The 21,922-nt window shown below is 65.2% G+C and carries 16 protein-coding genes; 3 read left to right on the top strand and 13 right to left on the bottom strand.

Features of this window, described 5'->3' with window-relative positions:
- The first annotated feature begins 11 nt into the window (after positions 1-11).
- Entirely contained in the window at positions 12-1,460 is a 1,449-nt protein-coding gene (locus J2W23_RS19095) for a hypothetical protein (RefSeq protein ID WP_307649852.1), read from the top strand.
- Between the two features lie 12 nt (positions 1,461-1,472).
- Here the strand turns inward: J2W23_RS19095 and J2W23_RS19090 are convergent, their stop codons facing one another.
- From J2W23_RS19090 to J2W23_RS19035, 12 genes are all read right to left on the bottom strand, one after another.
- Positions 1,473-2,396 (bottom strand): DMT family transporter, encoded by a 924-nt coding sequence (locus J2W23_RS19090; protein WP_176657314.1) that lies wholly within the window; start codon positions 2,394-2,396, stop codon positions 1,473-1,475.
- A gap of 85 nt (positions 2,397-2,481) precedes the next feature.
- Positions 2,482-4,320 (bottom strand): translational GTPase TypA, encoded by a 1,839-nt coding sequence (gene typA / locus J2W23_RS19085; protein WP_307649851.1) that lies wholly within the window; start codon positions 4,318-4,320, stop codon positions 2,482-2,484.
- Positions 4,317-5,285: a tRNA pseudouridine(55) synthase TruB gene (gene truB / locus J2W23_RS19080; protein ID WP_176657312.1), complete on the bottom strand. Its 969-nt coding sequence runs from the start codon at positions 5,283-5,285 to the stop codon at positions 4,317-4,319. The genes typA and truB overlap by 4 nt, the downstream gene beginning before the upstream one ends.
- Positions 5,286-5,287: 2 nt before the next feature.
- The gene (rbfA, locus tag J2W23_RS19075; RefSeq protein WP_176657311.1) at positions 5,288-5,659 is read right to left on the bottom strand and encodes a 30S ribosome-binding factor RbfA; all 372 of its coding nucleotides are present in this window, start codon (positions 5,657-5,659) and stop codon (positions 5,288-5,290) included.
- A gap of 21 nt (positions 5,660-5,680) precedes the next feature.
- Complete coding sequence (infB, locus tag J2W23_RS19070) at positions 5,681-8,632, bottom strand: translation initiation factor IF-2 (protein ID WP_307649850.1); 2,952 nt, start codon at positions 8,630-8,632, stop codon at positions 5,681-5,683.
- A 24-nt stretch (positions 8,633-8,656) separates the two neighbouring features.
- Positions 8,657-10,150, bottom strand: a complete 1,494-nt coding sequence (gene nusA / locus J2W23_RS19065) for a transcription termination factor NusA (RefSeq protein ID WP_176657309.1) — start codon at positions 10,148-10,150, stop codon at positions 8,657-8,659.
- 16 nt (positions 10,151-10,166) lie between these two features.
- Positions 10,167-10,814 carry a ribosome maturation factor RimP gene (gene rimP / locus J2W23_RS19060; RefSeq protein WP_307649849.1) on the bottom strand — a complete coding sequence of 216 codons (648 nt, stop codon included), beginning with the start codon at positions 10,812-10,814 and terminating at the stop codon, positions 10,167-10,169.
- Positions 10,815-11,021: 207 nt separating this feature from the next.
- On the bottom strand, positions 11,022-12,218 hold the full coding sequence (locus tag J2W23_RS19055; protein WP_307649848.1) for a YbfB/YjiJ family MFS transporter: 1,197 nt from the start codon (positions 12,216-12,218) through the stop codon (positions 11,022-11,024).
- 19 nt (positions 12,219-12,237) lie between these two features.
- On the bottom strand, positions 12,238-13,869 hold the full coding sequence (locus tag J2W23_RS19050) for an ABC transporter ATP-binding protein (RefSeq protein ID WP_307649847.1): 1,632 nt from the start codon (positions 13,867-13,869) through the stop codon (positions 12,238-12,240).
- Positions 13,870-13,874: 5 nt separating this feature from the next.
- Entirely contained in the window at positions 13,875-14,924 is a 1,050-nt protein-coding gene (locus tag J2W23_RS19045; RefSeq protein ID WP_307649846.1) for an ABC transporter permease, read from the bottom strand.
- Complete coding sequence (locus tag J2W23_RS19040; RefSeq protein ID WP_176657304.1) at positions 14,908-15,948, bottom strand: microcin C ABC transporter permease YejB; 1,041 nt, start codon at positions 15,946-15,948, stop codon at positions 14,908-14,910. The genes J2W23_RS19045 and J2W23_RS19040 overlap by 17 nt, the downstream gene beginning before the upstream one ends.
- Before the next feature lie 24 nt (positions 15,949-15,972).
- Complete coding sequence (locus J2W23_RS19035) at positions 15,973-17,784, bottom strand: extracellular solute-binding protein (protein WP_176657303.1); 1,812 nt, start codon at positions 17,782-17,784, stop codon at positions 15,973-15,975.
- A 37-nt stretch (positions 17,785-17,821) separates the two neighbouring features.
- Between J2W23_RS19035 and fabI the strand changes: the two genes are divergently transcribed.
- Together fabI and J2W23_RS19025 are read left to right on the top strand one after the other, a co-directional pair.
- Positions 17,822-18,604 (top strand): enoyl-ACP reductase FabI, encoded by a 783-nt coding sequence (gene fabI, locus J2W23_RS19030; protein ID WP_176657302.1) that lies wholly within the window; start codon positions 17,822-17,824, stop codon positions 18,602-18,604.
- A 63-nt stretch (positions 18,605-18,667) separates the two neighbouring features.
- The gene (locus J2W23_RS19025; RefSeq protein WP_307649844.1) at positions 18,668-19,522 is read left to right on the top strand and encodes a DNA ligase; all 855 of its coding nucleotides are present in this window, start codon (positions 18,668-18,670) and stop codon (positions 19,520-19,522) included.
- A gap of 12 nt (positions 19,523-19,534) precedes the next feature.
- Here J2W23_RS19025 and J2W23_RS19020 read toward each other — a convergent pair whose 3' ends face one another.
- A complete protein-coding gene (locus J2W23_RS19020) occupies positions 19,535-21,832 on the bottom strand; it encodes an arginine/lysine/ornithine decarboxylase (RefSeq protein ID WP_176657300.1) in 2,298 nt (765 codons plus the stop codon).
- Between the last annotated feature and the right edge of the window lie 90 nt (positions 21,833-21,922).

Here is a 21,922-nt window from a genome sequence, read left to right as displayed (position 1 = left end):
AGAATCGCCGCATGAATCCTGCAGCAGCGAATCCGGATGCGTTCCTCGCCCTTCTCTCCTACGGCCTGATCACCGACGCGCAGCACGACGCCGTGCTCGCCCATCCCGAGACCGCCACGCTGCCGCCGATTCCCGGCCCCGCGCACGCCCTGGCCTGGATGTGCGCGAAGGGCCTGGTCACCCAGGAAGAAATCGATGCCGCCGTCGAACGGCTCGAGGAGGCCTCGCCGCCTGCTGCCACCGCCGACGATGCGGCCTACGTTGCTTACGACGCCGAGGAGCTCGTCGAGCTCGGCGACCGCGGCATCACCCACGAAGCCGTGAGCGCGCTCTTCAACGACGGCCTCGTCGATGCCGAGACGCGGGACATGGCCCTCGAGGAAACGCCGCTGGTCGGCAGCGTGCCCTCCGCACCGGCCGCGACGCTGGCCTGGATGGTGATCGACGGCCCGCTCGAGAAAGAACTGTTCGAGGCCACGCGCGCCGAGGTCGCGGCCGAGCCGGCCTTTGCCATGGCGGCAGAGCGGGCCCGCATCGTGGCCGAAGCGCAGGAGGAGATCGCGGCCGACGAAAAGTCGACCGGCGCGTGGCGGGCCGCTGCTCAAGGCAAGCGCCGCCGGGGCGCGTGGCTCTCCCGGCTGGTCGTGCTCGCGGTCGTGGGCGGCCTCGGCTGGTATTTCTTCGCGCCGGAAGGCGTGCCGGCCTGTAACGCCGACACCACACGCAAGACGCTGCAGGGTCTCATGCTCCGTGTGTCGATCGACGCGCGCACCCAGGGCCTGCGCGAAGTCGGCATACCGGCACTGAGCGGGCTGCGCGAGGTCGGCTACCGAAAGGACGAGCGCATCCGCGGCTGCATGGCGACGATGACCCGCGGCGGCGAGACCCAATCGATCGCGTACACGATCGGCCCGGACTCCGCCAAAAACAGCAACGGCCAGATGACGGTGCGCGGCGCCCACCCGGTCATCGTGGAGGCCCGCTTCGGCAATCTGGATGCCAAGGGCAAGCCGCTCTACAACGCCGAGCCCATCGGGCGCGCGGCGGCGGAAAAAGCCTTCCGTGACGGCGTGGCCGCCTTGCAGTCGAGCTCGCCCGCCGCGGCGATGCTTCAGCGCCAGCTCGAACGCCAGCGCGCGCGCCAGCGTTCCACCGCCGGCCTCGTGGTCACCGACGCCGACCGCGAGCGCGAGATCGCCGACTTCGAGCCCACCGGCCCCTGCCGCGTGCATGAAGAGGGCGTGAGCCGGGTCTGTCCGCTGGTCGTCGAATACAACGACAGCCTGCTGGCCACCATCGGCCGCGCGCGGTCGCTGCCGCTGACCGGCGAATTCACCTTCGTGCAGGACAACGGCGACTGGCGCATGAGCGACGACTTTGCAAAGCGCTTTACCCGGGCAGTCACGGAAGCGCGGCTGATCGGCCTCGGTGCAACAGACGCCGTTGCCGAGCCCGAGTAGATATTCGGGCGCCTAGTGCGCGCCCGGCAATGCGGTATCTGCCACCGTCGCGCGGCGCCCGCGCAGCGCCAGCAGTTCGTTGAACACCAGTGCACCGATGACCAGTGCACCGCCGGTCAGCACGCTGGCAGCCGGCTCCTCGCCCGCGCCAATCCACGCCAGCGCGATGCCGAAGATCACTTCGAGCAAGGCCAGCAGCGCGACCTCGGGCGCCTTCAATACCTGTGCGCACAGCACCGACAGCACGCACGGAATCGCGAGCTGGAACACGCCCAGAAAAGCCAGCAAGCCGAGATCGTGCGCACTCGCCTGGAACGGCAAGGCAAAGGGCAAGGTGAACAAGGCAGTGAGCACGGCGCCGATCAGCACGGCGGGCACCAGGTCGATGTCATGCCCCTTGGCGTGCGCGTGTTGAACCACGGTCCAGTTGGTGGCGCCGGCCAGCGGCACGCACAGCGCGACCAGGGTGCCGAGCAGCGAACTGCCGCCCGCCCCGCCCTGCATCAACTGCGTGCCGTACATCCAGCCGATGCCCAGCCCGGCCACCACGATGGCCACCCAGGTGCGAGCAGGAAGACGGTGGCCGATGAAGATGCGCGCCGCAAGCGCGGTGAGCAGCGGCCCGAGCGACATCGTGACCAGCACGCTCGCCGTCGAAGCCATCGTGAGCGCCACCATGAAGGCGGTGAACATCACGGCCCAGCAGACGCCAGAGATCCAGAGTTCGCGCCCGCCGCTGCGCAGCTGCGAGAACACGGCACGCCCCCGCCAAAGCGGCAAGATCACCAGCAGCGCTAGCGTCGTGAAGAGGCTGCGCCAGAAGGTGATCTCGAAACTGTGCGCCTGTGCAAGGTGCCGTGTGACGACGCCCGCCGTGCCCCACATCAGGGTCACGACGACCATCAGCCACACAGCCCTGCCGTGCGTCAGGCGCATGGAATCCTCAGAAGGTGTGAATGAGTTTGGCGTGCCCGAACGGGATGAGCGGGCATGCCGGGTTCGTTCACACCCTTCTCGAGGGTCAGGCCGATTGCGTCTCGCGACCGGCGCGCTTGCGATCGCTTTCCTTCAGGAAGCGCTTGCGCAGGCGCACGCTCTTGGGCGTGATCTCGACCAGTTCGTCGTCCTCGATGAACTCGACGCCGTATTCCAGCGTGAGATCGATCGGGGGCGTGATCTTGATCGCGTCTTCCTTGCCGCTCACGCGGAAGTTGGTCAGCTGCTTGGTGCGCGTGGCGTTCACGACGAGGTCGTTGTCGCGGCTGTGAATGCCCACGATCATGCCTTCGTACACCGGATCGTTCGCCTTCACGAACATGCGGCCGCGGTCGTCCAGCTTGCCCAGCGCGTAGGTGAAGATCTCGCCGTCGTCCATCGAGATCAGCACGCCGTTCTTGCGGCCGCCGATGTCGCCCTTGTGCGGCTCGTAGCTGTCGAAGATGTTGCTGATGAGGCCCGAGCCACGCGTCAGGTTCAGGAATTCGTTGGTGAAGCCGATGAGGCCGCGCGCCGGAATGCGGTACTCCAGGCGCACACGGCCACGGCCGTCCGGTTCCATGTTGACCAGCTCGCCCTTGCGCTCGCCCAGTGCCTGCATCACGCCGCCCTGATGGCCTTCTTCGATGTCGGCCGTGACCATTTCGATGGGCTCGTGCTTTTCGCCGTTCACGGTGCGGAACACCACGCGCGGCTTGGACACGGCCATTTCATAGCCTTCGCGGCGCATGTTTTCCAGCAGGATGGTCAGGTGCAGTTCGCCGCGCCCCATGACTTCGAAGATGCCTTCTTCGTCGGTCTCGCTCACGCGCAGGGCCACGTTGTGCTGCAGTTCCTTTTGCAGGCGGTCCCAGATCTGGCGGCTGGTCACGAACTTGCCTTCGCGGCCGGCCAGCGGGCTGGTGTTCACGCAGAAGTTCATGGTCAGGGTCGGTTCGTCGACCTTGAGCATCGGCAGCGGCGCAGGGTTGTCCTTGTCGGTCACGGTGACGCCGATGCCGATGTCGGCGATGCCGTTGATCAGCACGATCTCGCCGGGGCCGGCTTCGGTCGATTGCACGCGGTCCAGGCCCTGGAAGGTCAGCACCTGGTTGACGCGGCCCTTGACGGTCTTGCCGTCCGGGCCTTCCATGACCAGCACGTCGGTCATGGGCTTGAGCGTGCCCTGGCTGATGCGGCCCACGCCGATGCGGCCGACGAAGGTCGAGAAGTCGAGCGCGGAAATCTGCAGCTGCAGCGGCGCGTTCGGGTCACCCTTTTGCGACGGCACGTGCTTCAGGATGGTGTTGAACAGGGCCGACATGTCGGGACCCCACTGCTCGCCGGGAGCGCCTTCTTCGAGCGACGACCAGCCGTTGATGCCCGAGGCATACACCACGGGGAAGTCGAGCTGTTCGTCGGTGGCGCCGAGCTTGTCGAACAGGTCGAAGGCGGCGTTGACCACCTTGTCGGGGTTCGCGCCGGGCTTGTCGACCTTGTTCACGACCAGGATGGGCTTCAAGCCGAGCGCCAGCGCCTTCTTGGTCACGAAGCGCGTCTGCGGCATCGGGCCTTCCTGCGCGTCGATCAGCAGCACCACGCCGTCGACCATCGACAGCGCGCGCTCCACTTCACCGCCGAAGTCCGCGTGGCCCGGGGTGTCGACGATGTTGATGTGCGTGCCTTCCCAGGTCACGGCGCAGTTCTTGGCCAGGATCGTGATGCCACGTTCCTTTTCGATGGCGTTGTTGTCCATCACCGTGTCGACGACCTTCTCGTGCTCGGCGAAGGTGCCGGACTGGCGCAGCAGTTGGTCAACCATGGTGGTCTTGCCATGGTCCACGTGGGCAATGATGGCGATATTGCGGATTTGCTTGGTACTCATGGTGTCGCTTCTGTCTGTTGTGCGTTCAAAAGAATTTGCTGAATTTCGATGGGGTTCAGCAAGCGCCCCGGGATCAGTTCGTTGGCGGCGATGTGCGCCGTACCCAGGAAGGCAGGCGGCGTGTCGCCAAACACGGCCACATGGTCCGCATCGGCCCACGTTCCACGACGGCGCAGGCCGGACAAAAAGCGCCCCGCATCTTCGCTGCCGAGCGTGACGATCGTGTGGCCCTCGACCAGGGATTCGGCAGGCAACAACTGGGCCAGCCGCTCGTCTTCGTCCATGGCTTCGAGCGCCTCGAGCGTGATGCACTGCGCCGCGCCGAAACCGCCGGTGGCCGTGCGGCGCAACGACGTGAGGTGCGCGCCGCAGCCCAGTGCCTCGCCGATGTCTTCGCCCAAGGTGCGGATGTAGGTGCCCTTGCTCACGGAGGCCACGATGCGGATGGCGTGGCTTGCCGATTCGGCGGCCGCCTGGGTGATCTTCAATGCATGGATCACCACGTCGCGCGGGGCGCGTTCGATCTCGATGCCTTCGCGGGCGTATTCGTAGAGCGCCTTGCCGTCCTTCTTGAGGGCGCTGTGCATCGGCGGAACCTGGCGGATCGGGCCGGTGAACTGCGCCTCGACGCGGGCCAGGTCTTCGGCAGTGACGTGCACCGGGCGCTCGGCGATCACCTCGCCCTCGGCGTCGCCGGTCGAGGTCTTGATGCCCAGGCGTGCCGTGGCTTCGTAGGTCTTGTCGGCATCGAGGTGCAGCTGGCTGAACTTCGTGGCTGCACCAAAGCACAGCGGCAGCACGCCGGTGGCCAATGGATCGAGCGTGCCGGTATGGCCCGCTTTTTCGGCACGCAGCAACCACTTGGCCTTCTGCAAGGCCTGGTTGCTGGAGAGCCCCAGCGGTTTGTCGAGCAACAACACCCCATGCACAGGGCGCCGCTGCACCCGTGTGCGTGGCGCATTCATCGCTAGTCGTCTTTCGAGCGCGAAGCGACGGCCTGCGCGATGAGCGCATTCATGTCGGCCGCACGCTCGGTGGTGCGGTCGAACAGGAAGTGCAGCGTCGGCACGGTGTGGATATGGAGGCGCTTGAACAGGCCGTTGCGGAGAAACCCCGCGGCCTGGTTGAGCGCTGCGGTGGTCTCTTCAACGTCACCCGTGAGCATGCTGAAGTAGATCTTCGCGTGCGCATAGTCGGGCGTGACCTCGACCGCCTGGATCGTGACCATGCCCACGCGCGGGTCCTTCAACTCGCGCGCGATCAGTTCCGTCAGATCCCGCTGGATCTGGTCGGCAACCTTGAACGCGCGGTTGGGGGCGGCGGCTTTTCTTTTCGGCATGGACTCGGTCGCTTCGAACGCTTACAGCGTCCGGGCGATTTCCTTGATTTCAAAGAATTCCAATTGATCGCCTTCTTTGATGTCGTTGTAGTTCTTGAGCTTGATACCGCACTCAAAACCTTCGCGGACTTCGCGGACATCGTCCTTCATGCGCTTGATCGAGTCGACTTCGCCGGTGTAGATCACCACGTTGTCGCGCAGCAGGCGGAAATGCGCACTGCGGTTGACCGAGCCCGAGGTGATGTACGAACCTGCGACCGTACCGATCTTCGAAGCCACGAACACCGTGCGGATTTCGGCCGAGCCGATGATCTCTTCGCGGCGCTCCGGTGCCAGCATGCCCGACATCGCAACCTTGATCTCGTCCACAGCGTCGTAAATGATGCTGTAGTAGTTCAGTTGCACGCCGTTGCTCTCGGCCAGCTTGCGCGCACCGGCATCGGCACGCACGTTGAAGCCGATCACGATGGCCTTGGAGGCGATGGCGAGGTTGATGTCGCTTTCGCTGATGCCGCCGACGCCGGCGTACACCATCTGGACCTTGACTTCCTCGTTCGCCAGCTTGAGCAGCGACTGGGCCAGCGCTTCCTGCGAGCCCTGCACGTCGGCCTTGATGATGATCCGCAGCGTCTGCACTTCGCCCGCCGACAGGTCGGTGAACATGTTCTGCAGGTTCGCGGCCTGGGCCTTCGCCAGCTTCGTGTTGCGGAACTTGCCGGCACGGTAGGTGGCGATTTCGCGCGCACGGCGCTCGTCGGCCATCACCATGAACTCGTCGCCCGCTTGCGGCACTTCAGTCAGACCCTGGATCTCGACCGGGATCGACGGACCCGCGGTCTTGATGGCCTTGCCGTCTTCGTCCAGCATGGCACGCACGCGGCCATAGGTGGAACCCGCCAGCACCACGTCGCCGGTCTTGAGCGTGCCGGACTGCACCAGCACGGTCGCGACCGGGCCGCGGCCCTTGTCCAGCTGCGCTTCGATGACCAGGCCCTTGGCGGCGGCATCCACCGGCGCCTTGAGTTCCAGCACTTCGGCTTGCAGCAGCACCTGTTCGAGCAGGTCGTCGATGCCCTGGCCGGTCTTGGCCGACACCGGCACGAACGGCACGTCGCCGCCGTACTCTTCGGGCACGACCTCTTCGGCCACCAGTTCCTGCTTCACGCGGTCCAGGTTGGCGTCGGGCTTGTCCACCTTGTTGATGGCAACCACGATCGGCACACCCGCAGCCTTCGCATGCTTGATGGCTTCCTTGGTCTGGGGCATGACGCCGTCGTCGGCCGCCACCACCAGGATCACGATGTCGGTGGCCTGCGCACCGCGGGCACGCATGGCGGTGAACGCCTCGTGACCCGGGGTGTCGAGGAACGACACCATGCCGCGTTCGGTTTCGACGTGGTAGGCACCGATGTGCTGCGTGATGCCGCCGGCTTCGCCCGCAGCGACCTTGGCGCGGCGGATGTAGTCCAGCAGCGAGGTCTTGCCGTGGTCGACGTGACCCATGACGGTCACAACCGGTGCGCGTGGCAGGGCTTCCGCCGTTTGCGCCGACACGTCCTCGTCGGTGAAGGCTTCCGGATCGTCCAGCGCGGCAACCACCGCGTTGTGACCCATTTCCTCCACCAGGATCATGGCGGTGTCCTGGTCGAGCGACTGGTTGATGGTCGCCATCTGGCCCAGCTTCATCAATTGCTTGATGACTTCGCCAGCCTTCACGGCCATCTTGTGCGCGAGCTCGGCGACCGTGATGGTCTCGGGAACGTGCACTTCCAGAATGCGCGCCTCGACCGGTGCGGCCGGTGCGTGCTCTTCATGACCGCCGCGGTCGTTGCCGCGACGGCCGCGCGGGCCTCCGCGCCAGTTGCCGCGACCGACACCACCGCTGGCATCGCCGCGGGTCTTGATTTCCTTCTTCTTGGCAGGATCGCCCGCCCAGCTCGAGGAGAGCTTGGCCGACTTGACTTCCTTGCCAGCGCCGGCTGCTGCGCCAGGGGCTGCAGCAGCACCCGGAGCGGCCGGCGCACCGGGACGCGCAGCGGGCGTGGCCGGCTTGTGCAGCGTGCCCTTGACCGCGGCCTTCTCGGGCTGCGGCTTCTCGGGCGCCTTGTGCGGCACCAGCACGCGGGCCGGTGCATTCATCATGGCGCGAATGGCTTCGGCCTCGGCGAGGGCCTTGCGGCGACGCTCGTCCAGGTCCTTGGCGCGGGCGGCTTCCTCGTCGGCGCGGGCCTTGGATTCGGCGGCGGCCTTGGCCTTCGCGTCTTCCTTGGCTTGCGTGGCGGCGGTCTGGGCGGCCAGCTTGGTATCGGCGGCTTGCTGTTCGGCGGCAGCAGCAGCGGCTGCAGCAGGCGCTGCAACCGGCTTGGCGGCTTCCTTGGCAGGCGCGGCGGCGGCGGCTTCGGCAGCAGCCTTCTTTTCGGCGGCGATGCGTGCAGCTTCCTGTTCCTGCTCGGCGCGCTCGGCCTTTTCGGCCTGCTCGCGTTCGCGGGCTTCCGCTTCTTCACGCAGGCGGCGCTTCTCGGCCAGTTCTTCTTCCTGGCGGCGGATCAGCTCGGCCTGGCGGCGCGCCTCTTCCTCGCGGCGGGCCAATTCGGCCTCGTCCACGCGGGGTGCAGCCGGCGTGGCGGCGGGCGCCTCGGCAGCTTGCTGCACGGGCTCGGCCGGGTGGCCTTCGTCGCGCTGGATGAAGGTGCGCTTCTTGCGCACCTCGACCTGGATGGTGCGGGCGCGGCCGGTGGCGTCGGCCTGCTTGATCTCGCTGGTCGACTTCTTGGTCAGCGTGATCTTCTTGCGCTCGGGCTCGGCGGTGCCATGGCTGGCTTTGAGAAAGCCGAGCAGGCGCTGCTTGTCAGCCTCGGTGAGTGCATCGGTGGGTGCCGCTTTGGGCACGCCTGCGCTCTTGAGCTGGTCAAGCAAGGTTTCGGGAGTCTTCTTGAGCTCGTTCGCGAACTCGGCGACAGTGGTACTGGACATATTGGTTTCGTGCCTCCATGACCATCACTCTTGGCCGGCGAACCAGTGTTCGCGGGCTTTCAAGATGAGGGCTTTGGCGTCATCGGCGCTCTGGCCGGTGATCTCGGTGAGTTCATCGACCGCGAGGTCGGCGAGGTCGTCGCGGGTGTTCACACCCGCCTCGACCAGTTTGGGAATCAGCTCGGGGTCCAGGCCTTCGAGGTCGCGCAGGTTCTGCGACACCGACGATTGGGTCTCGACGCCCTCTTCCTTGGCGATTTCCATGGTCAGCAGCGCATCCTTGGCACGCGAGCGCAGCTCATTGATGGTGTCTTCATCGAAAGCTTCGATCTCGAGCATTTCGGAAATCGGCACATAGGCGACTTCTTCCAGGCTGTTGAAACCTTCGGAGATCAGGATGTCGGCGATTTCCTCGTCGACATCGAGCTTTTCCATGAAGAGCTTGCGGCTGGCATCCGTTTCGGTCGCCTGCTTCTGGGCCGACTCGTTGGCATCCATGATGTTGATCTTCCAACCGGTGAGGTCGGAAGCCAGGCGCACGTTCTGGCCGCCGCGGCCGATGGCGATGGCGAGGTTTTCCTCGTCGACCACCACGTCCATGGCGTGCTTTTCTTCGTCCACCACGATGGACGACACGTTCGCCGGCGCCAGGGCGCCGATCACGAATTGGGCCGGGTCTTCGCTCCACAGCACGATGTCGACGCGCTCGCCGGCGAGCTCGTTCGTCACGGCGTTGACGCGGGTGCCGCGCACGCCGACGCAGGTGCCGATCGGATCGACGCGCTTGTCGTGCGAGAGCACGGCGATCTTGGCGCGCGAACCCGGGTCACGGGCGCAGCTCTTGATTTCGAGCAGACCCTGTTCGATCTCGGGCACTTCCTGGCGGAACAGCTCGATCATGAATTCAGGCGCAGAGCGCGACAGGATGATCGGCGCGCCGCGCAGCGTCAAGTCGACTTCCATGATCATGGCGCGCACGCGGTCACCATTGCGCAGGTTTTCCTTGGCAATCATCTCGCTGCGGCGCAGGCGCCCTTCGACGCGGCCAGCCTCCACGATGATGTCGCCCTTGTCCAGGCGCTTGACGGTGCCCACGAAGATCTTGTCGCCACGCGACATGAAGTCGTTGAGGAGCATCTCGCGCTCGGCGTCGCGGATCTTCTGCAGGATCACCTGCTTGGCGGCCATGGCGCCGATGCGGCCGATCGGCACCGAGTCCACCGCTTCTTCGATGTACTCGCCGACCTCGATGTCCGACATTTCTTCCTTGGCTTCGAACAGGAGGATTTCCTGGTCGGGCAGCTGCAGGCCGGCCTCATCAGGAACGACGTGCCAGCGACGGAAGGTTTCGTAGTCGCCGCTGTCGCGATCGACTGCGACGCGGATGTCCACGTCGCCCTGATGGAGCTTCTTGGTGGCTTGCGCCAGTGCGGATTCGACCGCGCCGAAGACGACGTCACGCTCGACGTTCTTCTCGCGCGAGATCGCATCCACCAACATCAACATTTCGCGATTCATGCCACCACTCCTCTTGTCAGTCAGGAACGTTCGTTCCGTCGTCAATATCCGAAAAACCCGGTTGGGTTTTGGCCTTGCGGCCCTTGAAATCCACAATCGGCGCGAGCCGCGCATCGCGTAGCTCGTCCAATACGAAGCCCAGCGCATGCAACGGTGCAGGCGCGCGCTTCTTGCTCACTTTTTGACCTGGCTTGGGCTCGGGCGCATCGCTCCAGACGATTTGCCAGCCCGGGGCCGCGTCAGCCCCTTCTGCCTTTTCAGCACGCTCCAGCGTGCCGCGAAATTTCTTGCGGGTGGCAGACACCTGGCCTGCCGCCGCCGCGCCCATGGGGGCCTTGAGCGTGATGTCGATCACCTCGCCCACGAAACGCTCGAAATCCTGCTCGTTGCGCAACGGCCTGTCGATACCGGGCGAGGACACCTCGAGCCGCTTGTAATCGACGCCATCGACCTCCAGCGCGAACTGCAGTTGCCGCGTCACCTTCTCGCAGTCTTCGACCGTCACGAAGGGCTCCGGCACGCCTGCAGCCACAGCCTCAGAGGTGGGGGCCGTCCAGGGCAAATCAATCGTCACGCGCAGCAATCCCCCGGCCGAGCGCTCGATCTCGACCAGGTCGTAGCCAAGACCGGCCACGGTTTGTTCCACTATTTGCTGCAATGCCACGTGTTCGAAAGTGCCTTTTAAATACTCAATTCGCCGAATTCGCGATATCCGCCACTGCACGAATGCAGCGAATACCTGAACCTCAGCGAACGCAACGAATGATCAAGAATGCATAGACCAAAAAAAACGGGCGGTTGGTACCCGCCCGTTTGGTCGTGAGCCTCGAATTATATGCTATTCGTGTGATAAATGAAGGGGCTTTGGTGCTCAGCCGGCATTCAGGCGGCGAGATTTCGACCAGACCGCCGCAAACAGCACCGCGCCGAGCGCCAGTGCCACCGCCGCGACCAGCAACGGCTGCTCGAAAGAGCCGGTGCGCTGTGCCAGGGGCGCTGCGAACAGCGGGCCGATGATCTGCCCCACCCCGTAGGACGCCGTGGCATAGCCGATCAGCCCAGCAGCCGCATTGCCACGCAGCCGGCGCGCCTCCCGCATCGCGAAAAGCGTGATCGCGGTGAACGGCATGCCCAGCAGCAGGCTCCCCAGCGCAAAACCAATGATCGTGGGCCATGCCACGGAGAGCACCACGCCCAGCGCCTGCAATGCATAGGCGGCCGCGAGCAGCAGCCGGTTATCCCAATGGACGGGAGCGCGAGCGCCGATCAGCGCGCCCGGGATGATGGCCGCGCCAAACAGCGGCCAGAAGAAATCGGGCCAGGACGATCCCGGCAGTGCCTGGCGCGCGATCACCGGCAGGAAAGTGGCAGTAATGATGTAGCCGAAGCCTGCCAGCCCATAGAGCGCGACCAGCCAGATCGCGTCGCTGCGATCAGCGCCAGATGCTGCAGCACTGCTCGCGCTGACAGGCGCCTTTGCGCTGCCGCCCTGCGCGACCTCACCGTCATCGAACACCCGCCAGATCACAGCGATGAGCACCACGGCCAGCAAGCCCAGCCCGATCCAGCCCACCTCCGAGCCCCAGCGTCCCAGCGCCCCGCCGAGCAGCCCGGTCATGGCAATCCCGATGCCCGGCCCCGTATAGATCACGCCAGCCAGCGTTGGCGAATTCGTTTCGGCCAGCCGCCGAAGGCCCCAACCCGAGGCGAAGACGAAGACCCAGGCGCTCATCACGCCAGCCGCTGCGCGCAGGATGCCCCAGCCCGTGAAGCTGTGGAGCAGGCCCATGCCGATCAGCAAGGCCGCAGTCGCAACCAGCCCGCCCCGGACCATGCTCGACGCCTTGATCCCGATGGCCGCGCAACTCACCGCCCCGAGGAAATAGCCCAGGTAATTGAGCGACGCCAGCACGCCGCCCCCGGCCAGTTCCAGCTTTTCCTCGCCCAACATGATGGGCAGCATGGGCGTGAAGGCGAATCGTCCGAGGCCCATGGCCACCGCCAGCGTGACCATGCAGGCCAGCGCGGCGCGCCAGGCACCGCGGCGGTCCTGTCCGTTTACCGACATTTCTTCGTCTCTTTTCGTTTTATTCCAGCAGCGCCGCAGCCACCAGTTTCTGCGTATAGGGATGCGTCGGTGCATCGAGCACCCGCTCGACCGACCCGGTTTCGAGGATGGCCCCGTCCTTCATCACGATGACCTGGTGCGCCATGGCGCGGATCACCTCGACGTCGTGCGTGATCAGCAGATAGCTCAGCCCCCGCTCGCGCTGCAGGCGCTGCAGCAGGCCCAGCACCTGCTTCTGGATCGTCACATCGAGCGCGCTGGTCGGCTCGTCGAGCACCAGCAGTTGCGGATCGACGATCAAGGCCCGCGCGATCGCGAGCCGCTGCCGCTGGCCGCCCGAGAACTCATGCGGATAGCGGTCGAGCAGCGCGGGAAACTGCGCCTCGGTCAGCCCTACGTCCGACAGCGCCGCGAGCGAGCGGGCCCTGCGCGCCTTCGTGTCGAGTTCCGGCGCGTGGACGCGCAGCCCCTCCCCCACGATCTGCTCGACCGTCATGCGCGGCGAGAGCGAGGAGAACGGGTCCTGGAACACCACCTGCATCGTGCGGCGAAGGGCGAGGTCCGATGCGCGATCGACCGCCCACCCCTTGCCATCCACCTTCAGTTCACCCTGGTGCTTCAGGAGTCCGAGCGCCGCGAGGGCCAGCGTCGACTTGCCCGAGCCCGATTCGCCGACCACGCCCAGCGTCTCGCCCGGCACGATGCGGAAATCGGCGCCCTGTACCGCGATGAATTCGCCCTTGCGGAACCAGCCGGCAAAGCCGGGCCTCGGCACCGGATAACTCACGCGCAAGGCCTTGGCTTCGAGCACCGGTGCGGTGTCGGCCCTCGCCGCCACCGCCGCGACATCGCGCTCCGGATGGCTGTCGATCAGCTTGCGGGTGTAGGCGTGCTGCGGAGCGTCGAACACGGTGGCCACGGCGCCGTGCTCGACGATGTGGCCGTTCTCCATCACCGCCACGCGGTCGGCGAAGCGGCGCACGAGGTTCAGGTCGTGGGTGATCAGCAGCACGGCCATGCCGTACTTGCGCTGCAGATCGGCCAGCAGTTCGAGGATCTGCGCGCGCACCGTGACGTCGAGTGCGGTGGTCGGCTCGTCGGCCAGCAGGAGGCGCGGCTTGCAGGCGAGCGCCATGGCGATCATGGCGCGCTGGCGCTGGCCACCCGAGAGCTGGTGCGGGAACGACCTCGCCCGCCGTGCTGGCTCGGGAATGCCGGTGTCGGCGAGCAACTGGACGGCAGCCGCTTGCGCCGCGCGAGCCGACAGACCTTCGTGCAGCTCGAGCACCTCGGCGATCTGGTCGCCCACGCTGTAGAGCGCGTTGAGGGCGGTCATCGGCTCCTGGAAGATCATCGCGATCTCCTTGCCGCGAATGCCGCGCAGCTCGCGCTCGGGAATCGACAGAAGATCGCGCGCGCCCTGCGAGGGATCGGGGCCGAAGAGCTTTGCGACGCCGCCGAGTTCGGCGTTCTGCACCAGGCGCAGCAGCGACAGCGCCGTGACGGTCTTGCCCGAGCCCGACTCGCCCACCAGCGCGAGCTTTTCGCCGGCGGCGATCTGGAAGTCGATGCCGTGCACGACCTCCTTGCCGCTGAAGGAGACGCACAGCCCCTTCACGTCGACCAGGGGCTTCTTGGGTGGATGCTGCATATCGCTCACTTGTCGGCCTTCCGCGGATCGAGCGCATCGCGCAGCGCGTCGCCCATGAAGGTCAGCAGCATCAGCGTGATGACCAGCAGGCCGAAGGTAGAGAGCGAAATCCACCAGGCGTCGATGCTCGACTTGCCCTGGTTCAGCAATTCGCCCAACGATGGCGTACCCGGCGGCACCCCGAGGCCGAGAAAGTCCAGTGAGGTCAGCGCCAGGATCGCCGCACTCATGCGGAACGGCAGGAAGGTCACGACGGGCACCATGCTGTTGGGCAGGATGTGGCGCCACATGATCTGCAGGTTGCTCACGCCCAGGGCGCGCGCGGCGCGCACGTAGTCCATCTGGCGGTTGCGCAGGAACTCGGCGCGCACGTAGTCGGAAAGGGCCATCCAGCCGAACAGGCTCAGCAGGATGAGCAACAGCGTCACGCTCGGCTTGAAGATCGCGCTGAAGATGATGAGGAGGTAGAGCTCCGGCATCGAGCCCCAGATCTCGATGAAGCGCTGGAACGCGAGGTCGATCCTCCCTGCGAAGTAGCCCTGTACCGCGCCGGCCGCCACGCCCAGCACCGTGCCGATGACCGTGAGTGCAAGCGCGAACAGCACGCTCACGCGAAAGCCATAGATCAGCTGGGCCAGCAGGTCTCGGCCGCGATCGTCGGTGCCCAGCCAGTTGTCGGCCGAGGGCGGCGCCGGGCTTGGCGCCTTGGCGAAGTAGTTCAGCGTCTTGGCGCCATAGGTGTTGGGCGCGAAGACCGCCCAGTTGTCGCCGGCAGTGATCCGGTCGCGAATGAAGGGATCGAGGTAGTCGGCCGGCGTTTCGAAGTCGCCACCGAACGTCTTCTCGGAATAGTCGCGCAGCACGGGGAAATAGGTCTGGCCCTGGTAGCGCACGATCAGCGGTTTGTCCGTGGACAGCACCTCGGCAAAGAGGCTCAGCACCACCATCGACGTGAAGATCACCAGGCTCCAGTAACCGAGCCGGTTGCGCTTGAAGCGCATCCAGGCACGGCGGCCGGGCGAGATGTGCGGGGCCGTCTCAGTCGAATTTGACACGCGGATCCACCCAGACGTAGCAGAGATCGGAGATCAGCTTGGTCACCAGGCCGATCAGCGTAAAGATATAGAGCGTGCCCAGCACCACGGGATAGTCGCGGCGGATCACGCTTTCGTAGCCCAGCAGGCCCAGCCCATCGAGCGAGAACAGCGTCTCGATCAGCAGCGACCCCGCAAAGAACGAACCGATGAAAGCCGCCGGCAGCCCGGTGATGATGGGTATGAGCGCGTTGCGGAACACGTGCTTCCAGAGCACCTGCCGCTCGCCCAGCCCCTTGGCACGCGCGGTCAGCACATATTGCTTTCGGATCTCCTCGAGAAACGAGTTCTTGGTCAGCATGGCCGTCACCGCGAAGCTGCCGAGCACCATGGCCGTGACAGGCAATGTGATGTGCCAGAGGTAGTCGACGATGCGGGCTCCCCAGCTGAGTTCATCCCAGTTCGAGGAGGTCAGCCCGCGCAGCGGGAACCACTGCAATTGCCCCCCGAAGATCACCAACAGCGCCACGCCAAGCACGAAGCCCGGAATGGCATAACCGATCAGCACGATGAGCGTGGTGATGAGGTCGAAGCGCGAGCCGGCCCGCACCGCCTTGGCCACGCCCAGCGGCACCGCCACGCCGTAGCTGATGAAGAAAGTCCAGAGCCCGAGGCTGATCGACACGGGCAACTTCTCGAGGATCAGCGTCCACACATCCTTGTTCTGGAAGAAGCTCTTGCCCAGGTCGAAGCGCGCGAACTGCCCGAGCATCTGCCAGAGGCGCTCATGCGGCGGCTTGTCGAAGCCGTACAGCGCCTTGATCTGCTCCAGGCGCTTGGGATCGACGCCCTGGTTACCCCGGTAGGAGCCACCACCCGACTCGAAACCACCGCCCCCGCCACCGACGCCCGCGGTTTTCGCTTCGGCCAGGTATTGCTCCACCGGCCCTCCGGGCACGAACTGGATCACCAGGAAAGTAACCAGCAGCACGCCCAGCAGCGTAGGAATGAACAGCAGCAGTCGCTTGATGACATAGGAGAGCATTGCCTGGTTCTTTCTCTTCTATGACTATCGCTTCGGGGACTTGGCCCACCACGTTCCCATGATCCAGCCCTCGGCCGCGGCATACGGCGGCATCGGCGCCTTGAACGCCAGTCGCCAGTCGTCGTACACGACACGGTGCGAGCTCAGCGTCCACTGGGGAATCAGGTAGTGGCTGTGCATGATGACCCGGTCCAGCGCCCGACAGGCAGGCAGCAGTTCGGCCTTGGTATCGGCATCGACGATGTCCTTGAGCAGGGCATCGACTGCCGGCGTGGACACGCCCATGTAGTTGCCCGAGCTCTCCGTCTTGGCGGCCTTGCTGCCGAAGATCTCGAGCAGTTGCTGGCCCGGGTTGTTGGTGCCGGGGAAGTTGATGGTGGTGATGTCGAACTCGAACCGATCCAGCCGCTCCTGGTAGAGCGCGAAATCGACGGACGAGAAATTGAGCGCAATGCCGAGCTTCTCGAGGTTGCGGACCCACGGCGACACCGTGCGCACGCCGCCTTCCCTGCTGTCGAGGTACTCCAGCGTCATGGCCTCGCCCTTGGCGTTGCGCAGCGCGCCGTCGCGGTATTCCCAGCCGGCCTCCTTGAGCAGTTCGCGCGCGCGGCGCAGGTTGTTGCGGAGCGACTGGCCCGCGCCCTCGGTCGTGGGCGGCGTGTACATCGGGCCGAAGCTGGCGTCGGGAATCTTGCCGCGCCAGCGTTCCAGCAAGGCCTTCTCCTCCGCCGAGGGCAGGCCCTGCGCTTCACAGTCGGTGTTGCCGAACAGGTCTTTCACGCGCGGATAGCCGCCGTAGAACATCTGGCGGTTCATCCATTCGTAGTCCAGCGCCAGCCCGAGCGCTTCGCGCACGCGTGGGTCTTTGAGCTTGTCCCGGCGGCTGTTGAGCACGTAGCTCTGGAAGCCCGCGGGCTTCTTGTGCTGGAACTCATACTTGATGAGCTCGCCAGTATCGAAGCGCTTGCCAGTCACCCGCCGCGCCCAGTCGCCGGCCGAGTAGAAGCTCATCGTGTCGAATTCTCCGGCCTTCAGCGCCTCCAGGCGGGCCGTGTTGTCCTTGTAGATCTTGACGGTGATGCGGTCGAAGTTGTAGCTGCCGCGGTTCACCGCGAGGTTGCGCCCCCAGTAGCCCGGATCACGCACATAGGTGATGTCCTTGCCGAAGCGCACGGGCCCGACCTTGTAGGGGCCGCTGCCGATGGGGATGTCCATCACGACCTGGTCGAAAGGCTTGGCCTTGCCGTTCTCCATGCCCCAATCGCGGCTGAAGACCGGCAAGCTGCCCACAGTGAGAGGCAACTCGCGGTTCGGGGTCTTGAAGCGAAACCGGATCGTGCGCGCATCGATCACGTCGGCACCGTCGACTTCCTGCAGCAGCGTCTTGTAGCCTGGCGAAGTGAAGGGGCCTATGAGCGTGTCGTAGCTGTGCTTCACGTCGGCCGCCTCTACCGGCTTGCCGTTGTGAAACTTCGCCTCGGGCCGCAGGCGGAAGGTCACGCTGCGGCGATCGGGTGCTACCGCCACGTCTTCTGCCAGCAGGCCGTAACCGGAAGCGGTTTCGTCCATCGAGCCGGCCAGCAGCGTCTCGAAGATCAGGCTGTCGAGGTAAGCCGGCGCCGTGCCCTTGATGGTGAACGGGTTGTACTTGTCGAAGGTGGAAACGCGCAGATTGCTGACCAGGCGCAACTCGCCGCCCTTGGGCGCATCGGGGTTGACATAGTCGAAGGCGGTAAAGCCGGGGGCGTACTTCAGGTCGTCCCAGAGTGCATATCCGTGCGCCGCCCACACAGGAGCCGCACACACCAACAACCACCAGACCCGAAGAAACCGCATGCGAGAATTCTGCCCAAGATTTTCACAAGGCAATTTCATGGGCTTTCTTTCCGGCAAAAAACTGTTGATCACCGGTGTGTTGAGCAATCGCTCGATCGCTTACGGCATCGCCAAGGCGTGCCACGAACAAGGGGCGGAACTCGCCTTCAGTTATGTCGGCGAGCGATTCAAGGACCGTATCACCGAATATGCCGCAGACTTCGGCTCGAAACTGATTTTCGATTGCGACGTGGGCGACGACGCCCAGATCGACAAGCTCTTCGCCGACCTCGCACAGGCTTGGCCCAAGTTCGACGGCTTCGTGCACAGCATCGGCTTCGCACCGCGCGAATCCATCGCAGGCGACTTCCTCGACGGCCTCTCTCGCGAAGGCTTCAAGATCGCGCACGACATCAGCGCCTACAGCTTCCCGGCCATGGCCAAGGCCGCCCTGCCCTACCTCAACGATAAGTCGGCCCTGCTCACGCTCACCTACCTGGGCGCCGAGCGGGCGCTGCCCAACTACAACACCATGGGCCTGGCCAAGGCCTCGCTCGAAGCCTCGGTGCGCTACACCGCCTCGTCCCTCGGCCCGAAGGGCATGCGTGTGAACGGCATCAGCGCCGGCCCGATCAAGACGCTGGCCGCGAGCGGCATCAAGGGCTTCGGAAAGATGCTGGCGGCGGTGGCCGATGCCTCGCCGATCCGTCGCAACGTGACGATCGAGGAAGTGGGCAACGTCGCCGCCTTCCTGCTGAGCGACCTGGCCAGCGGCGTGACCGCCGAGATCACCTACGTGGACGGCGGCTTCAGCAACGTCGTCGGGGGCATGGCGGAATAAGGTCCACCGGGCCCGGCAAGCGGCTGCCCTGCGGCCGTTTTTCGCTATCCATTTCATAGCATCGTGCTGAATCGACGCTCCCTTTTGCTGGCAACGCTGGGCCTGGCCCTGGTCCAGCCGGCATTTGCGCGCAACACCGCGCCCCCGCTGATGCTGGCCGACGTCTACCGTCCCGGCATGTCGCTGGCCGACTACTGGGTCAGCGAAAAATACGACGGCGTGCGCGGCTACTGGGACGGCAAGCAGCTCTGGACACGCGGCGGCGAGCCCGTCGCAGCACCCGCATGGTTCATCGCGTCGCTGCCGAAGCAGCCGCTCGATGGCGAGTTGTGGGCAGGCCGCGGCCGCTTCTCGCACGCGGTGTCCACCGCACGCAGCCAGACGCCGAACGACGTTGCCTGGCGCGAGATGCGCTTCATGGTGTTCGACATGCCGGCCCAGCCGGGCGACTTCACCACCCGTTTGGCGGCATTGCGCAAGCTGCTCCCGATCACCGATGCACCGTGGGTCATCCTCGTCCCGCAGGAACGCGCCACCACGCACGCCGAACTGCAGGCCTTGCTCGACAAGACGGTGAAGATGGGCGGCGAGGGCTTGATGCTGCATCGCGGCAGTTCGCTCTACCGCGGCGAGCGCAACAACGACCTGCTCAAGGTCAAGCCCTACGACGATGCCGAGGCTCGCGTGGTCGGCCACGTGACCGGGAAAGGCCGCAACAGCCACCGGCTCGGCGCCCTCGTCGTCGAGACGCCCGAGGGCAAGCGCTTCAAGCTCGGCAGCGGCTTGACCGATGCCGAGCGCGAGAACCCGCCCGCCATCGGCGCCTGGGTCACCTATCGCTTCAATGGCACCAATGCCAGCGGCCTGCCGCGTTTTGCGCGATTCATGCGGGTGCGCGAAGACGCCCCGCACTCCTGACCGGCCAATCGATCAGCCGGCCTTGCGAACGCAGTCGGCGTAGTAGCGCTTCTTGCCCGTCTCGTCGATGCGCGCCACCAGGCCGTGGATGTCGGTCTCGAAACCCGGGCACTGCAGGTTGAATTCGCGCGAGAACTTCAGGTAGTCGACGATCTTCTTGTTGAACACTTCGCCCGGAATCAGGAGCGGAATGCCCGGCGGGTACGGCGTGATCAGGCTGGTCGTGATGCGGCCTTCGAGCTCGTCGATTTCCACCCGCTCGGTCTTGCGGTGCGCGATGTGGGCGAAAGCGTCGCTCGGCTTCATGGCCGGCGTGAGATCGCTCAGGTACATCTCGGTCGTCAGGCGCGCCACGTCGTAGCGGGCGTAGAGCTGGTGGATGTGCTGACACAGGTCGCGCAGGCCCAGGCGCTCGTAGCCCGGGTGCTGCTGGCAGAACTCGGGAAGGATGCGCCACATCGGCTGGTTGCGCGCGTAGTCGTCCTTGAACTGCTGCAGCGCCGTGAGCAGCGTGTTCCAGCGGCCCTTGGTGATGCCGATGGTGAACATGATGAAGAAGCTGTACAGCCCTGTCTTCTCCACGATCACGCCGTGCTCCGCGAGGAACTTGGTCACCACGCTGGCGGGGATGCCGGTTTCGGCGAAGTTGCCTTCGAGGTCGAGGCCGGGCGTGACGATGGTCGACTTGATCGGGTCGAGCATGTTGAAGCCGTCGGCCAGCTCGCCGAAGCCGTGCCAGTTGCGCGGCGACTTCTTGTTCTTCGGCTTGCCGTTCTTCTCGCCCGTCATGATCCAGTCTTCGGCGCGGCCGATGCCTTCGTCGACGAGCTTCTCGGGGCCCCAGACCTTGAACCACCACTCGTCCTTGCCGAACTCCTCCTCGACCTTGCGCATGGCGCGGCGGAAGTCGAGCGCTTCGAGGATGCTCTCCTCCACCAGCGCGGTGCCGCCGGGCGGCTCCATCATGGCGGCGGCCACGTCGCAGCTCGCGATGATCGCGTACTGCGGGCTCGTGGACGAGTGCATCAGGTAGGCTTCGTTGAAGAGGTCACGGTCGAGCTGGCGGTTCTGCGAGTCCTGCACCAGCACGTGGCTGGCCTGGCTGATGCCGGCCAGCAGCTTGTGCGTGGACTGGGTGGCGAACACCAGCGATTCCTTCGGCCGCACGCGGCGCTTGCCCATCGCATGGTAGGCGCCGTAGAACGGATGGAAGGCGGCGTGCGGCAGCCAGGCCTCGTCGAAGTGCAGCGTGTCGACGTAGCCGTCGAGCATGTTCTTGATGGTCTCGGTGTTGTAGATCACGCCGTCGTAGGTCGACTGGGTGAGCGTCATCACGCGCGGCTTGACCTTGTTCGGGTCCACATCGGCGAGCAGCGGGTTGGCCTTGATCTTGGCCTTGATGGCGCTCTGCTCGAATTCGCTCTTGGGAATCGGACCGATGATGCCGAAGTGGTTGCGCGTGGGCTTCATGAACACCGGAATCGCGCCGGTCATGATGATCGCGTGCAGGATCGACTTGTGGCAGTTGCGGTCGACCACCACCACGTCGTCGGGCGCCACCGTGTGGTGCCACACCATCTTGTTGCTGGTGCTGGTGCCATTGGTCACGAAGAAGCAATGGTCGGCATTGAAGATGCGCGCCGCATTGCGCTCGCTGGCCGCCACCGGGCCGGTGTGGTCGAGCAACTGGCCCAGCTCTTCCACGGCATTGCAGACGTCGGCACGCAGCATGTTCTCGCCGAAGAACTGGTGGAACATCTGGCCCACCGGGCTCTTGAGGAACGCCACGCCGCCCGAGTGGCCCGGGCAGTGCCAGGAGTACGAACCGTCTTCGGCGTAATCGATCAGCGCCTTGAAGAACGGCGGCTGCACGCCCTCCAGATACGCCTTGGCCTCGCGGATGATGTGGCGCGCCACGAACTCGGGCGTGTCCTCGAACATGTGGATGAAGCCATGCAGCTCCCGCAGGATGTCGTTCGGGATGTGGCGCGAGGTCTTGGTTTCGCCGTAGATGTAGATCGGCACGTCGGCGTTCTTGCGGCGCACCTCGCCGATGAAGCTGCGCAGGCTCAGCACGGCCGGATCGAGGTCGGGGCCGATGGTGAATTCCTCGTCGTCGATCGACAGGATGAAGGCGCTGGCACGGCTTTGCTGCTGGGCAAACTGGCTCAGGTCGCCGTAGCTCGTGACGCCCAGCACCTCGAAGCCCTCCGTCTCGATGGCCTGCGCGAGCGCGCGAATGCCGAGGCCCGAAGTGTTTTCGGAGCGGAAGTCCTCGTCGATGATGACGATGGGAAAGCGAAATTTCATGAGCGGGGCTCCGGACAGGCAATGAGGCGCGAAGTGTACGGAATTCAGATGAAGAATTTGGTCAGCCTGGTGCAAGACATTCGAGCGATG

Source organism: Variovorax boronicumulans (genome assembly GCF_030812215.1).
In the GTDB taxonomy this organism is placed as follows: Bacteria; Pseudomonadota; Gammaproteobacteria; order Burkholderiales; family Burkholderiaceae_C; genus Variovorax; species Variovorax boronicumulans_C.
Note: the sequence above shows the minus strand (reverse complement) of the source record. Positions and strands in the feature narration are given on the sequence as shown.